The 15962-nt window shown below is 35.7% G+C and carries 9 protein-coding genes and 1 tRNA gene; 7 read left to right on the top strand and 3 right to left on the bottom strand.

The genetic code is table 11. The features are described 5' to 3' along the window. Nucleotides 1–34: 34 nt before the first annotated feature. Together AAGD91_RS05785 and AAGD91_RS05780 are read right to left on the bottom strand one after the other, a co-directional pair. Nucleotides 35–1156, bottom strand: coding sequence for a hypothetical protein (locus tag AAGD91_RS05785; protein WP_341820944.1), 1122 nt, complete (start codon nucleotides 1154–1156; stop codon nucleotides 35–37). A 120-nt stretch (nucleotides 1157–1276) separates the two neighbouring features. Then, nucleotides 1277–2728 carry a replicative DNA helicase gene (locus AAGD91_RS05780; RefSeq protein ID WP_341820943.1) on the bottom strand — a complete coding sequence of 484 codons (1452 nt, stop codon included), beginning with the start codon at nucleotides 2726–2728 and terminating at the stop codon, nucleotides 1277–1279. Between the two features lie 107 nt (nucleotides 2729–2835). Here AAGD91_RS05780 and AAGD91_RS05775 point away from each other — a divergent pair. Continuing rightward, nucleotides 2836–2918 (top strand) — tRNA-Leu (locus tag AAGD91_RS05775). A 24-nt stretch (nucleotides 2919–2942) separates the two neighbouring features. Beyond that, a complete protein-coding gene (locus tag AAGD91_RS05770) occupies nucleotides 2943–3539 on the top strand; it encodes an RDD family protein (protein WP_253309168.1) in 597 nt (198 codons plus the stop codon). Nucleotides 3540–3572: 33 nt separating this feature from the next. Here AAGD91_RS05770 and AAGD91_RS05765 read toward each other — a convergent pair whose 3' ends face one another. Next, nucleotides 3573–5108 carry a lysine--tRNA ligase gene (locus AAGD91_RS05765; protein WP_341820942.1) on the bottom strand — a complete coding sequence of 512 codons (1536 nt, stop codon included), beginning with the start codon at nucleotides 5106–5108 and terminating at the stop codon, nucleotides 3573–3575. A gap of 111 nt (nucleotides 5109–5219) precedes the next feature. Between AAGD91_RS05765 and AAGD91_RS05760 the strand changes: the two genes are divergently transcribed. The 5 genes from AAGD91_RS05760 to AAGD91_RS05740 are packed head-to-tail and all read left to right on the top strand — an operon-like array spanning nucleotide 5220 to nucleotide 15944. Continuing rightward, on the top strand, nucleotides 5220–5516 hold the full coding sequence (locus AAGD91_RS05760) for a type IV secretion system protein VirB3 (protein ID WP_253307377.1): 297 nt from the start codon (nucleotides 5220–5222) through the stop codon (nucleotides 5514–5516). A gap of 9 nt (nucleotides 5517–5525) precedes the next feature. Beyond that, complete coding sequence (locus AAGD91_RS05755; RefSeq protein ID WP_341821522.1) at nucleotides 5526–7931, top strand: VirB4 family type IV secretion/conjugal transfer ATPase; 2406 nt, start codon at nucleotides 5526–5528, stop codon at nucleotides 7929–7931. Further along, nucleotides 7924–10500 (top strand): type IV secretion system protein, encoded by a 2577-nt coding sequence (locus AAGD91_RS05750; protein WP_341820941.1) that lies wholly within the window; start codon nucleotides 7924–7926, stop codon nucleotides 10498–10500. Before AAGD91_RS05755 ends, AAGD91_RS05750 begins: the two co-directional genes overlap by 8 nt. 33 nt (nucleotides 10501–10533) lie before the next feature. Further along, nucleotides 10534–12978: a type IV secretion system protein gene (locus tag AAGD91_RS05745; RefSeq protein WP_341820940.1), complete on the top strand. Its 2445-nt coding sequence runs from the start codon at nucleotides 10534–10536 to the stop codon at nucleotides 12976–12978. Further along, on the top strand, nucleotides 12978–15944 hold the full coding sequence (locus AAGD91_RS05740) for a type IV secretion system protein (RefSeq protein WP_341820939.1): 2967 nt from the start codon (nucleotides 12978–12980) through the stop codon (nucleotides 15942–15944). Before AAGD91_RS05745 ends, AAGD91_RS05740 begins: the two co-directional genes overlap by 1 nt. Nucleotides 15945–15962 lie beyond the last annotated feature (18 nt).

Below are 15962 nucleotides of genomic sequence, written 5' to 3'. Positions count from 1 at the left end.
ATTATCTCTAGTTAACGACAGTGCACACCGCTATCTACATATTCAAGTTAGGTGCAAGTGCCTTAGTTATTTTAGCAAAATATGGTTTAGTAACATCAGCACCTACCACTACTACTTCAGTCATTACCGACTTAGCCTTTCCTAGGCTCCATGCAAACCAGCCTTGACCATTTTCTTCTTTAGTTGGCTGACTTTCTGGGCTAGAAATCTTAGGATCTTTTTCATCACCAGATTCTGCATCATAAAATACATCCTGATCCTCAGAAAGACTCATTAAATACCTTTTAGCAGCATCAATACTTAAATGATCAGGTTGCTTAGGAACGTCGTTATCAATATTTAAATAATCCAAACTATTAGCTCGTTGCTTTTGCTCACTGGAAGAAACTGCAAGATCTAAGTAATCCAAACGAGTTAGTTCTTGCATACTAGGTTTAGATCCATCTTCACGCTTAAACTGCTCTTCCGGACTAGAAACCTTAGTACCATAAAGTACACTGTACAAGCTGCTTCCAACGCTGTTAAGTGCTCCTTTTGTATACTCAACTGATGTGCCATAAGCATTTTTCGCACTACCTACGACATTTTTTAAGTCATTCACAACATCACTACGGCGCTGCTTAATAGTACTATGAACGCGCCCACTACTGTAGGCTTCTGCTACATATGCAAATACTTCTTGAGATGCTTCTTTGATATTCTTCATTGCTTGCTGAACAAAAGTTTTCTTGTGTTTAAGTTCTTCTATTTCTTTTTTTTGATTAATTTCAAATTTTTGCTTAGAATTTTTCTCCTCTTCCGCTTCTTTTTTAGTCAGTTGGTCATTTTGCCCAGAAATTGTTTGCTTTTGAGCCTGTACTTTATCTTCTTCTTTAGCTAGTTGAGCATCTTTTTTAGATATTTCTTCTACTTTCTCAGCCAGTTGAACATCTTTCTCAGAAATAGTTTTGTTCTTACTAATTGCTTTATACGAAAGTGCAATAGTTACAACAGAAAATACAGCACAACCAATAATAAATGGCAGGCCAACACTTAATGCTGCAACTGGAGCTAAGAAACCAATATAAGGAGCTGCAGCAAACACTCCAGATGCTAATAAAGTTAGAGTAGCCAGAGCACCAGCTACAAGATAGGGTACATTGTTTTTACTTATCATGATTATTCCTCACGTATTATGTTAAATGAGTTTAACATCAATTAAGAAGTAAAGTCAAGTTAATTTTGATACGATAAGATATAAGCTAGTAAATTTAGAAATAAGAAGATTGCTGCCAAGCTACACACTATGCCTCTCCGTGTAATCTTTAAACGAACCTCTGTTAGAGTCAAAATATAGCTTCACACTGCCAATTGGCCCATTTCTCTGCTTTGCAATAACAAGCTCTGCAATATTTCTAATTTTTTCCATTTTTTCTTGCCACTCTCGATGTTTATTGCTTCCTTCACTTGGTTGCTTTCTCAATTCGTAGTATTCTTCTCTATAGAGAAACATTACTATATCTGCGTCTTGCTCTATGCTTCCTGAATCACGTAAATCAGAAAGTTGTGGTTTTTTATCATCCCTCTGCTCAACAGAACGAGAGAGCTGAGATAGTGCAACAACGGGAATATTCAGCTCTTTTGCAATTGCTTTCAAACCCTGCGTCACTTCCGAGATTTCTTGTACTCTATTTTCATTACTTCTTTTTGTTGTTCCTCTGATTAGCTGCAAATAATCAATGAATACCACTTCTACATTATATAATTGATACAGCAAGCGTATTCTGGTGCGAAGGGCACTAATTGATAGCGCAGGGGTGTCATCTATGATGAAAGGCAGTTCAGATAATTCTGTACTAGCATTGATAAATTCATGCAATTCAAAATCACTAATTCTCCCGGTTAATGCCTTATAATAACTAATCCCTGAATCTATAGTGATCAGCCTTGCGGTTAATTGTTCTGCTGACATTTCAAGTGAGAAAAACGCTACATAATGTTGTTTATCTGCTCTTTTTTGCAACATCTTACAAGCATTAAGTGCGATGTTTAGCGCCAGTGCTGTTTTACCCATAGAAGGCCTTGCAGCTAAAATTAATAAATCAGATTTTTGTAGGCCACCAAGAAGCTGATTTAGATCTTGAAGTCCGGTTGTAACGCCCAGCGCTTCTGGATTATTTTTCAGTGTGCTGATCTTCTCAACTACGTCTTTAATTGAACTTGCAAGTTTTATATATGTTTTCTCACCTTGTTTTTTTACTGCTAAGTTGAACAATTTTGTCATTGCTTGTTCAATTTGCGCCTGTGCAGGATTTTCAATATCGTAGTTGTAGCTATCACCAACTATTTCTTGCCCGAGCTTAATTAAACATCTCCTTAAGTAAGTATCACGGATTATTCTAGTCAAACTATAGATATCAAGTGCAATACTTGCCTTTGCTGCAAGCTTTGCTAAGTACTCTACCCCACCACACTCGGTAAACGCTTGGTCGTTCTCAAAAAACATTTTGAGGCTTAGTTCATTGGCAACTATACCGTGTTTCCTGGTTTTGGATATCTGCGTAAAAATACTTTGATGTAATGGATCATAGAAATTTTCTGCTGTGACTGTGTCTTCAACTGCATCACAGATTCTATTATCACGAATCATTGCACCAATAAGTATCTGTTCAGCTTCTAAATTATGCGGTAATTTACATATTTCCTTATCTACACTTCTTGAACTGAGGAGACTAGCTAATTCATTCATTTTAAGTTTTGAGAGTAACTGTTGATTATTGTAGAATATTTAGTCCTCATTTGAAAGACATATAAAATTTGACTAATTCCGTGTTGCCTATAGCATTAAAACTTAATGCCCCTGTGGTGGAATGGTAGACACGGCAGACTCAAAATCTGTTGCTTGCAAAAGCATGCTGGTTCAAGTCCAGCCAGGGGCACGTTAAATATTGGAAAGTATATATATGTTACATAAATTTTTTAATCGTTTATTTTCTATTTTTTCTTCTATAAATGTTATTCAAAAGGTAAAGAAAGATGAAAATGGGATATGTTATGTAACAGGACTTAGGCGCTATATATCAGTATTGCTTGATTTGATTATTATCGTTTTGTTCTTGCAGTTTTGCAGCCAAGCCTTAAATAAGCTCTTTATGAACTCAGAGGATAGCAAAATATTAAGTCAAATTGCTGCAAAATACCAAATGCAAGCGCCACTGTCTGCAGAAGAAAAGACAACGCAGAGTAGACTTATAAAATTACAAATCCTAAATCAAATAGTCCAATGCATTATGCTCTTTTGCTATGTAACATATATGTGGGTAAGGTTTGCTGCTACACCTGGAAAACTATTACTTGGGCTTAGAGTTGTGGATGCACAAACTTTCGAAAAGATGACCCTAAGACAAGCAACAAAGAGATTTTTTTCCTTTATATTGTCAGCTGCACCATTATTCTTGGGCTTTTTATGGTCAAATTTCAACAAACGCTGTCAAACTTGGCACGACAAGATCGCAGGCACAGTGGTTGTCACGAGTAAAAGCCTTAGAAGGCAGAACTAAAAACTAAAGAGATCAAATGAAAGAAGGTAAACTCTAAAGTATACATTTAGTAGCGCTTTCTATGAGAGAAATCGTATTATCTATTCCATAAAGCTTTATGAAAGATCCCATTCTTGGACCGGTTTTTTGGCCAAGTAACGTTTCATATAATAGCTGAAACCAGTCACGTAAGTTGGTATAATCATATTTTTTTCCAATAGAAAATACCTGAGATTGAATTTCTTCAGCAGTAACAGTTGTAGATAGAGAATGTAAAGTGTCCTTCAAATCTAGTAACGCTTCTTTCTCTTTTGCATTTGGAGTTTTATATGATTTTGTTGGTTTGATAAAATCGTGGTAATACTTTACTGCAAAGTCTGAAAGTCTATCGAGCATTTTATTATTTTCTGGTGTGACGCTTGGTGCATAAGTGGATATAAAACCCCAGAGAATCTCTTTGTTTTCAGCGTTACAAGCCGCCGCTAGGTTTAAAAGTAGCGTAAAATTTATACCTGAAGTTTCTATACTGGGAACTTCACCTTGATGAATATGACATGCAGGATTATTTATATCTTTTTCTTTACTCTCATTATAGCACCTTACAAACTCTAGATACTCATCGGTTGATTTTGGTATCACATCAAAATATAAACGTTTAGCTTTTTTAGGGCTCTGAAAAATGTAAAATGCTAAACTCTCTGTCGGTGCGTAAGTTAACCACTCTTCAATTGAAATGCCATTTCCTCTTGATTTTGATATTTTCTTTCCTTCTTTATCAAGGAAAAGCTCGTAGCAAAACAGAAGTGGTGGCTTTTCTCCAAGTATTTCACATATTTGACTTGAAAGCACAGCAGATGGAGTTAAATCTTTTCCGTGAGCTTCATACTTTACTCCAAATGCGGCCCACCTCATTCCCCAATCAGGTTTCCATTGCAGTTTACATTTTCCTTTTGTCACTGGAACTTCTATTTTTTCCCCGTTTGGGTCTCCATACGTGATTGTTCCTTTATCTGTATTTGTTTCAATTACTGGAACTTGTAAAACTTGGGAAGTTTTTGGGCATATCGGCAAGAATGGACTGTAAGTCTGCTGCCTTTCTTCCCGAAATGATGGAAGCATTACGTCCATCACTTTATCATAATTTTTCAGCAGGAGTAAAAGTTTTTCATCGTAAACGCCAGATTTATAACACTCTGTTGCACTCCTAAATTCGTATTCAAATTCAAACAAATCAAGAAATTTACACAACAACGAATTCATGTGATGACCATAACTCTCATGAGTGCCAAATGGATCGGGTATCATAGTCAATGGTTTATTTAAGTGCTCCCTTAGCATCTCTTGATTTGGCACATTATCTGGTATTTTTCGCAAACCATCCATATCATCTGAAACTGCAATGATTTTGGTTTTTATACCAGGAGCTATTTTTTTTAATGCATTTACAACAACTGTAGTGCGGAAAACCTCTCCAAAGGTTCCTATGTGGGGTAAACCAGAGGGTCCATAACCAGTTTCAAATATTATTTCTTTTTTATTAGGAAACTCTTGCAATATTTTTTCTGCTTCTTGAAATGGCCAACTTGTCATTATCTGGGTTAAATTATTAATCAATGTATCTTAAAGTGCTACTAGTTTCAATGGATTTTTAATATAATGATATAGTATTAGTGTTAGAGCTATTATTAGAAGGTTAAAGATATGTCCACAGGTAGTATACAAACAGATCAATTATTTAAAGGTCTTACAAGACCTGCAATGCTCTTTGGTGTGAGTTATATGTTTGCAATATTAAACGTCCTGATTTGCCTGCTAATTTTCATTAATTCAAATGATTTGAGAGTGATTCTCTTAATGTTACCAGGTATACATGGACTTGGCTATATAGCTTCTGCAAAAGAACCTTTGTTTATTGAATTATTTATGGTAAAATTAGGAAAGTGCTCGAAATGTTTAAATCGTTTTTATCATGGAGCCAATTCTTATGATATTGCTTAATGTTGTGTGATGCTGAGGTTTAGGGCTATTCAATCAAAGAGTAAATCTACTCTGAGCAGGGAAGTTCACGCTGCTGAATTTATTCCTTATTCTTGCTATTGGAATAGCACAACCTTGATGACAAAAGAAAATTGGTTGGTTAAGGTTATAAAATTAAGTGGCTTTGCATTTGAAACCGCCGATGACGAGGATTTAGTAATACAAAATAATATCAGGAATCAGATGCTCAGAAGCATTTCATCTCCGGCATTTAGTTTGTATTTTCATACTATCAGACGTAAAAAAAATATTTTTTCTGATGAATTTGCAAGTCAAGGTTTGCCGAATTTTTTCGCTAATCATGTAAATCTAAAATGGAGAGAAAAACACGCAACAAGGCAATCATTTATTAATGACCTATACATTACGATTATCCGTAGAGCAGACACAAAAGGAGTAGAATTTTTGTCATATCTACTAAAAAAATTCGGACATGTAACTTCAAAACATGCTTGGGAAAGTGATATGCGTGCTACGTATGAAGATTTAGAGGAAACGACAAATCGTGTAGTGACAAGCCTTAGAAATTATTCGCCTAAAATTCTTGGAGTAAAAGAAACTCCAGATGGTTTGTTCTGCGAAATAATGGAGTTTCTATCTAGAATCGTAAATTGTGGCTTCGTTACAAATACGCTTTTTCCGCTAAGAACTGAAATATCAAGATACTTACCAGTACATAGGTTATTCTTTGGCCGTAAGATGATACAGGTTGTGACTCATAATGAGAGTAAATATGCTGGAGTAGTTAGTATCAAAGAATATGGAAATCATACTTCTGCAGGAATGCTTGATTCGTTTTTACAACTTCCTTACGAGTTTATAATTACGCAATCTTTTCAATTTATAAACAGGCAAATGGCGATTGGAAAAATGCAGATACAGCAAAATCGAATGATACAGTCTGCAGATAAAGCTATTTCTCAAATAGCAGAAATTTCTCAAGCGCTTGATGACGCAATGAGTGGTAAGATTGCATTTGGTCAACATCACCTGACTATTTTATGTATAGAAAAAAGTCCTAAATCATTGGATAACGCTCTGTCGTTGGTAGAATCAGAGCTTTCTAATTGCGGTGTTTACCCTGTCCGTGAGAGAGTTAACCTTGAACCAGCATTTTGGGCGCAAATTCCTGGTAATTTCGATTATATAGTGAGAAAAGCTACAATAAGTAGTCTTAATTTGGCTGGATTTGCATCTCAACATAATTATCCTACTGGTAATAAATTCAATAACCACTGGGGAGATGCCGTTACAGTTTTCGACACGACATCTGGTACTCCATTTTTTTTCAACTTTCATATAAGGGATGTTGGACACACTATGATAATTGGCCCAACTGGTGCTGGTAAAACTGTTTTAATGAATTTCTTATGTGCTCAAGCGATAAAATTTTCTCCAAGGATATTCTTTTTTGACAAAGATCGCGGTGCAGAGATTTTCTTAAGAGCACTTGGTGGTATCTATACTGTAATAGAACCAAGAACTAAAACAAATTTTAATCCTTTGCAACTTTATGACACCTCTGATAATAGAACATTTTTAATGGAGTGGATAAAGTCTTTAATTTCGGTATATAATGATAAATTTACTTCAGAAGATATTGCACGAATTAATGATGCAATTGAAGGAAATTTTAAATTAAGAAAAGAAGACAGGTTCTTGAGAAACCTTGTACCGTTTTTAGGACTTGCAGGTCCTGATACTCTAGCTGGGGCAATATCTATGTGGCATGATAATGGTTCTCATGCTGCAATATTTGACAATAAAGAAGATTTGCTAGATTTTTCACGAGCAAGAGTATTTGGTTTTGAGATGGCTAGCTTGCTCAAAGATCCTGTTGCCCTTGGACCAGTATTGATTTATTTATTTCATAGGATTAGTATATCTCTTGATGGCACTCCATCTATTATCATTCTTGATGAGGCATGGGCATTAATAGATAATCCAGTTTTTGCACCCAAGATAAAAGACTGGTTGAAGGTACTGAGAAAACTAAATGCTTTTGTGATTTTTGCTACTCAGAGTGTTGAGGATGCAAGTAAAAGTGCTATTAGCGATACGCTTGTACAACAAACAGCGACACAGATTTTTTTACCAAATCTGAAAGCTACTAGTGTCTATCGGGATGTTTTTATGTTAACTGAACGTGAGTATATATTAATTAAACACACAGATCCAAGTACTAGATTCTTTTTGGTGAAACAAGGAGTCAATGCTGTGGTAGCTAGAATAGACTTAAAAGACTTAGATGATATAATCAACGTATTATCTGGACGTGCAGAAAGTGTCATACTGTTACATGATATATTAAAAGAAGTTGGGGATAACCCAAAAGTATGGTTGCCTATATTTTATCAGAAGGTGAAAAATGTTTAAGACTAAGCTGTCATTGCTATTAATTGCAATATTTTTACTAAATATAGACTTTTTACTCTCATATCCAGTACTTGCAGATGAAGTAAGTGGTACTGACAAGACAGAATTTGTTAGTAGATTTAATTCTACTGGCAACTTTAGCCGTGCCTCTAACCCTGATTGTGGGGCGTTTAAAACAGCTGCAGCACTTGCTGGAATAGAGATTGCTGTTGGTGTAATATTTACTGGCATTGTTTTGAGCGTCTCTTCTGCTGGTTTATTTACTGCTTTTGTTATTGTTGGAATGATAGCTGCAATTGTTGGAGTCTGGAAAGCAATAGGGGGGCTTGTTGTTTGTGAACATAGTTTTATTAAACACCCAGTTGCACGTGGTCATGATGGAAAATACAAAAATTTTAAAGAAGACACAGGTTATAGTGGCTGCACCAATAAAAATTACCAAACAGAAGATGAATATTTTTCTTGTTTGCAAGATAAAGCTCGGGAAGACGTGAACAAAAAAGACTATGACGGGAAAAGAGCAGAAAAAGAAGCCTTGAATTTCAACGTTCAGGAGAGTACAGAAAGTTATTACTGGCCAAAAAACGGTGTGCAATACAGTGAATATATAGAAATATGTCATCGAAATCCTTTAACTTTTGGTAATCTTTTTAACAAGAAAGACTTTGATTCCAGAGAAAAACCTGGATACATAGACTTTGATGTAAGGGAAAAAGATACTGGATATGTAGATGGGTCATGGTCCCCGACGGTCGATGGTGAGATGAAATGTAAAGTTCTTAAAGCTGGGCAAAGCGAAACCATACATGGGTCAACATTTAAAGCAGTAAGAAAAATGGGCAGGTTGTGTGTGGAGCTGGGAAGTGTGAGCATGCTTGGTATCGAAATGACTACTTGGCCGCAAGGGGTTGATATGGGGTGCACGGAATTGCCACCTGACCCACTTGCTCCTATGTGTGAAAAATCTATGATGACATTCAAAAATAAAGATGGTACAGGAGAGGAAAAAGTTTCTATTGGTAATAATGATGACTATAAAACTACTATCAGATCTAAAGAAAAAGGACTCAACGGACAAGGGGGGAAATTTTTTGTAGGTTATGATAATGCTGGCTGTTTTAGCTCGTATGTCTCTAAAGCTTGCTATAACCAGGCAGGGAGTAAATCATTAGCTCCTATTCCCGTGACTTCTATGATAGTGCAATGCATTAAGGAATCGTTAGATAATTTAGTTGCAGGTATTGATTCAAGTGGCAGCCCACTTAAAGATAAAGATGGACATAACAAGGGCAGTTTCTTATCTGTAGCACAAAAGAGGTTGAAAAACACTGTAACTGTTGTTTTGGTTTTAGCTTTAATACTGTTCTCTATAAAAGCTATGTCTGGTGGAGTTCGCAGCCCACAAGAAATGTACATGTTGATTATTAAATTCGCTTTAGTGATTTACTTCACAACAGGCAGTACCATGTCTCATTATTATGGGGAATTAACTCGTCTCTCAAATGGTTTGTCAGAGATAGTGCTAAAAGCGTCATCTGAAAGTAAAGGCATATGTAATTATAAAGCAGGTACAGATTATGAATATACTCGTGCAGGAAAGAAGGTATCTTACAGTTATCTTGCACCTTGGGATAGGCTTGATTGTAGAATTTTATTTTATTTAGGTGCCCCTTTAGATGGAATTGGTGGCAAAATTGGTACTGGAGGTGTTGCAACGTTAGCAGTCTTGCTTGGTGCTGCTCCTGTCTTGTTAGTTGCAAGTTCGGTGATTGGTATTATTTTCGCTGGTGGACAAATTTTAGTAGCTCTTGTCTGTATATTTATGGCCGTTCTGATGATGATGGTTATTTTGTGGCTGTGCTATGTATTTATTTTATCTCTAGTTGCTTTAAGTGTAATTGTTATTCTATCACCTTTGTTTATTCCTATGGTTTTATTCCAACACACCAAAGGATATTTTGACGGCTGGGTGAAAGAGTTGATTACCTATAGCTTATACACGGTTATCCTTTTTGCGTTTTTGTCCTTTATGTTCATAGCATGTGATAAAATCTATTTTAAAAATTTAAATTTTGAACTGGACGAGTCATATAAAAATGAACAACCGGACAAGTCATATGAAAAGAAACAAGCAGAAATCTCATATAGTAAGAAAAAACAGTGGTTTAAATTGAAAGATGGGGAATGTGATAAAAATGAAACTACTCTTGCATGTATGATGCAAAATTATAGCTTTAAAAAGAGCAGCATACTTGGTCTATTCGACTTTACATACATGGAGTTTGGCAGCTCTCTCATCGGAGAGTTATTAAAGTTGTGTCTAGTGTTATTCCTCTTTTACCACTTTTTAAACATTCTTCCTAACATGGCTGCTGAACTTGCTGGTAACCATAGAGCATTACTCGGTTCTGGTAGTACACCTGGACAAATGGTGGGCAAAGCTTTATCTGCTGCCAAAGCTGCTGCTGGAGGTGTTGGTCAAGCTGCTGCTGCGGCTGTCAAGAAGGCAAGAGGTACTGGTGGAGGAGGTGGAGATAGTGGTAAAGGTTCCAGCGAAAAGATTAACTAAGGTGGCGGTGATGCTAGTTAAGGTAAGTAACAGATGCTTAAACGTTTAAGTAACCAAAACTTGGGTAAGCTATGCATAAGTTTTGTGGTGCTTTTTTTATTGTCTGGATGCGGGGAGGATCACTGTATTAAGCCAGAAAATTTATCAGGTTTGCGTGAAAAACTAGATATAGTGTCAACAGAGCAGAAGTGGGTTGATTCTGGTGTTTACATCTCAGATGGGATAAGAAGCGTAACAGAGATTAATATAGTGCCTAGTAAGGTTAATTTTTGTCCTAAGCAGTATGCAGATTTTGCAATTGGGCCTGGGAGAAATGACGTTACATTACCATTTGCACTTAAAGCTGGTGATTTTATAAGCTTTAGTGTTATTGGAAGTAAAGTGTGTCAAGATAAAGAGGATGATACAAAAATCAGGTACGTGAAAATTGATGAAAAGTGCAGCGAGAAAGAAGAGGAGTATTTTGCACATGTTTTAAATCGAGAAGGATGTCAGGATGGAATATGTTCTAATAAGTACATACGAAGCAATGAATACTGGCTGCATCAAAATGGAAAAGAATATCAGAGTCCAGATTTTTCAAGATCAGATCAAGATAAAAGAAGAAAGGAGATCGAAGATATTGTCAATTCTATAAAACAACAAGGAAAAGATATAGACTGCAGCTCGCTTTCAAGTAATCAAGCAAGCAAGATAGATACATATATCTTAGACCTAACCTGTAAATATGCATGCTTTCTTGATAATCGTGGAGAAAAGCTTTGTTTGTCTAGTCTTGCACAGAATGCTACAAAACGCAATCTGGTTAAATCCATTACAAGTGCTTTAAAGTCTGTTAGTAAAGAATCTGTTGGTGAGGCTATTAGTGACATTTTAAAGAATGCAGAAATAGAAACTTATGTTCAACACTTAAGTGTTTATATGGATGGTGTAAAGTTTAAAAATGCGCAAGATGATGGTATATGTACTAGTTGTAATCACGAGATAAGTGATAGCCATGCAATAAACTCAGGATTAATTTTTACGTTAGGTGATGGTACTGGCAAGGGTGGTTTCAACATAAGAGTAACAAAGAACCATAGCCTAAAAAATAACTTGTATATACGCGTCTCTGACAAACTTCCTGAGCATAACCCTGATGAAACCCAGGGAGATATATCTGTGGATATTAGCCAAGTTCATGATACTGAGTACATGGAAGGCTTAAAAGAAAAGTTAAAAGACAAAACAGGCACCATATATTACGGAATAAGAGACCATGGCTGCGATTACAAAAATGAAGGTCAGTTTAGCATTAACCTAACAACTAAAGAGCCACCTACAAGAACTTTTAGTGCAATCTATAATTTTTTTGACGAAAAAGTAAAAACTGCATTTTTTGGTTCCAGCTATAAAGACTCCAACGCGATTCACTCTGATACTAGTCCTGTAAAGCATCTTTACGAAAGTTTTGTAAAATCAAGCAAAACAAACACCATTAGATCTATGATAATATCACTGTTAGTATTATACATAATCTTATATACCCTTTACTACTTTTTTGGATTAACTCATATTTCTATATATGAGTTTCTAATTATATGCGTAAAGATAGGAGTTATTACCCAGCTGCTGCAGGACAACAGTTGGAATTTTTTTTATAATAATGCATTTTCTATTTTTATTAACACCCCAAAACAGTTAATAGAAATAGCAAATTTCAGAGGCACTACTTCAAATGTTTTTGAGTTTCTTGATTTGCCGTTAAATAGATTTCTGTCATCGCATTCAGTATTGTTAATAGTATCTCTTATATTTTCTGGCCCTTTGGGCATTGTATCTTTTTGCTTGGTGATTTGGGGTTTAATCACAGTGAGCTTATCTATTTTTAATGCCTTATTTTCTTTTATTACATCTATAGCAATAGTTGCGTTATTGCTTTCTTTAGCACCTATTTTTATTATTTGTCTTTTATTTGCGTATACTAGGCAGATGTTTCACAACTGGGTTAAAAATTTAGCAAGATTTGCGATTCATCCAGTAGTGCTTTTAATTTTTATATCACTGATAAGTCAGGTTATGGATTATATCATATATTCAGTATTTGATTTTGAAGTCTGCTCTACGTGTATACTTAGTATTAACCTAAAGATTTTTAACCCTTGTATCTTCTATGGTTATGCTTCCAAATATACACCTAATATTACCGCTATGATGGCTTTTGTTATTTTGGGACACGCTATGAAAGCTTTAGTTAAAGCTTCTTCGGCAATATCTGACTCGTTGTTTGGTGCTTATGTGCAAAACGAACCTGGAAAAGAATATCAACAAAGCTTAATGGGAACAGTAGGGTTAGATGAACAAACCGTTCAAAGAAGAGGAGCAGAAGGCGGAAGAGGAGGAGGAGGAGGTACTTCTCAACAGTCAGGTGCGTCAAGACCTCAAATACCGCAAAGGGCTCAAGAACCTCAAGGACCTAAGATACCAGGGGGCTCATAATGATAAGTAAAAGATCACTATTATTGATACTGTGTTTTGCAATCACTGGTTGTACTATGGATTGTGTTGAGCCTGGGTTACAGAGCAGAAACACCAGAGTTAATGTGGATGTTCCAGTTCATAAAGCAGATGAAAGAGTTAAAATTCATTGGGTTGATTCTGGTCAGGTAATTAGTGAGGGTAAGGAAATCAAATTCACCCTCGATGGATCAGTAAATTTTTGCCCTTTTAAAGAAGACAAAAATCCAAGGAAAGTACTTGTGCCTGCTGTATTTTGTGCTGATGGTTCAGAACCAGCTTATAGTAAAGCTGTAAATATTAATAGTGTACCTAACGATTATGGTGTTAATGAACAAGAAGTGTGTAAAGACATAGGGTTCGGAAACGGTCAATCATATAGTAAGAGACGTTATGTGGACACTGGAATTAAAGTAAATCCAGGTGATAAGTTAAGCTTCAGCTTAGTTCCAAGAGAGATGACAATTGATTATGATAATCCAGGAGGGAAGGGAATCAGCTTTGATGACAATTGTTATAACACTCAAGAAGGAGATAAAAAAGCTACAATAAAAGACATGCTCAATGGAGGAACGTTCTTTTGTGGGGACAATGGTAAAAGGACTAAAGTAGAATTTCCTCAGCTTAGCAAAAAGAACATGAAAAAAAGAAAAGTGCTGGTTGGCAATGGATACACTTCATATGATAATAAGGTGCATTTTAACTTCGGATATATTGACGAGCAAACAGAAAAGCCATGGATGAATGGTGCGTTATTAGATTTACGACGAACTAAGATAGGATTGAATGAATTATGTAACGGGAGAAACTGCGATCTTAACGAGATAAAAAAGTACAGCTCTTATGAGCTTAACTGTTACTATCAGAATGTGTGCTATACTAAAGAGGGTATAAGTCGTCCGGGGAGTTGCGTCTCTTCTATAAGATACAACAAATATGATAGTAAAAACGGCGAATGTGATATGTATCCTCACCTTAAAGAGGTTGAAGATAGACTTGAAAAGATTAAGAAAAATAAAGGGGATCCCAAGCAGATTAACATTATTGATTTTGCATCAAACACTGAAGAAGATATTTCCTGGGCCGAAGCTCTTGTTGCAAAAGTTGGCGATCTTGGTGATCAAGATACTGCTAAAGGTATTCAATGTCTTCCAGAGGAAAAGGGTGCAAAAGAGGATAATGTGTGTTCAAAAATTAGTGATGATTTTGAACATTTTTCCTTGAAATTAAATCATGACTATCCAATAGGAAGTGTAACACCTGGTAGCAGTGTGATGCTTGCCATTGCAGATTATGTTCATTATGGAGCTAATAGGGGTGGGTACCATGTTAAAGTGACTAGATCATGTGAATACATTAATGGCGAAAAATTATATGTATATTTAGGTGATGAGCCACCTAAAGATTTTCATAGTGTGGGAACTAATGATTTCAAAGTGGTAGGAGTGAGAGTAAACGGAAAAGATGAGTACACCATATTAGATGTAATAAGCGGAAAACACTTTCAGAACGAAGAATCTAAGAAGATATATTTTGGTATTGATGTAAGCAACGTAGAGAAAGATGACATTACAGATAAAAATGGCAAATATTATGAAAATAATAAGTACACAGTAACTTTATTTGTCAAAAGAAAAATTAATGATTTTATTTCATCGAATGTAAACGGGGTACTTAAACTTATAAAAGAAGAAGTAATTGGGGACAGCGTTAAAGATTCATACAAAGGATATGCAAGAGGTCTTCTTCAAGGAGTAAGAGCTTTGCTTACTCTATACGTTATATTTACTGTCGTTGGCTATATGCTTGGAACAATACAGCTAAGTAAATTTGATTTCATTGTAAGAATGTTCAAGATAGCATTTATAGCTTTTGCCTTTAGCGATAGAAGCTGGGAACTTTTTGGTACAACTTTATCCAGACTTTTTATAGATGGTAGCACTTATTTAGTTGATAGCTTTTCTGGCTATATAGGGGAAGGGGAGAGAAAATTTGCATTCTTAGACTTGACAGCAGGAGTATTATTCACAGCAGAAACTTGGTTAAAGTTTTTATCGTTGATGCTCTCTGGTCCTTTTGGCTTTATTGCATTTTTGGCAATACTCTACGCTACTTTTGCGTTTTTAAAATGCATTATTAGCGCTACGTTTAAATATGTAATATCTACTGTTCTAGTAGCGTTTTTACTGTCATTAACACCTTTGTTTATCGTGTTTATTTTATTTCAACAGACTAAACCCTTGTTTGATAACTGGATAAAAACGCTGGCTCACGTTGCAGTACAACCAGTTATTTTATTTTCATCTTTATCTCTTTTAAATCAGTTGATGTATTCAGTTCTATACAATCTCACAAATTTTTCTGCATGCTATCAATGTTTAATTAGCGTAAATTTCTTATCGTATGATCTGTGCTTGATGAAATCAATACTGCCTCTTGGATACAGTCCTGGCACTAATGTTGATGTTGCACTCAGTACCGGAGAAAGGGCTGGTGGGCACTTTGCAGCGTTGCCCATAGATCTGATCCAAGCATTTATGTACTTAATTATTGCTAATGCAATGGAAGCTTTTGTTTCTATATCAGAAACTATGGCACAAGCACTATTCAGCTCTGGTTGGGGAGTTGCTCAAAGTGTTAGCAAAGTTGCCGGTAGCGCATCACAAGCTATACTGTCAACCGTTGGCCTTGATGATAAGACCCAAAGTATGATACAGAATATCAAGCAGAAAATGAGTAAAGATCGGGGAAAAATTGAGGCTAGATTGCCTGGCATACCAAATCAATCAAACAAAAAAGAAGATTCTAAAGGAAGTTCTGATAAAACAACGGGTGATGATTCTGATAGACCTAAAAAACAATCAGGCAAGGAAAAAAATCCTGATGAAACAATAAGAAGTGATCCTAGTGATAAAGCTAAAAACAAGGAAGGAAATGGAGAGAAGTAAGATATGAATGATGTTATG

The organism is Wolbachia endosymbiont (group A) of Myopa testacea (assembly GCF_964027115.1).
Classification (GTDB): Bacteria; Pseudomonadota; Alphaproteobacteria; order Rickettsiales; family Anaplasmataceae; genus Wolbachia.
The sequence above is the reverse complement of the archived record's forward strand: the minus strand, read 5'-3'. Positions and strand labels throughout refer to the sequence as shown.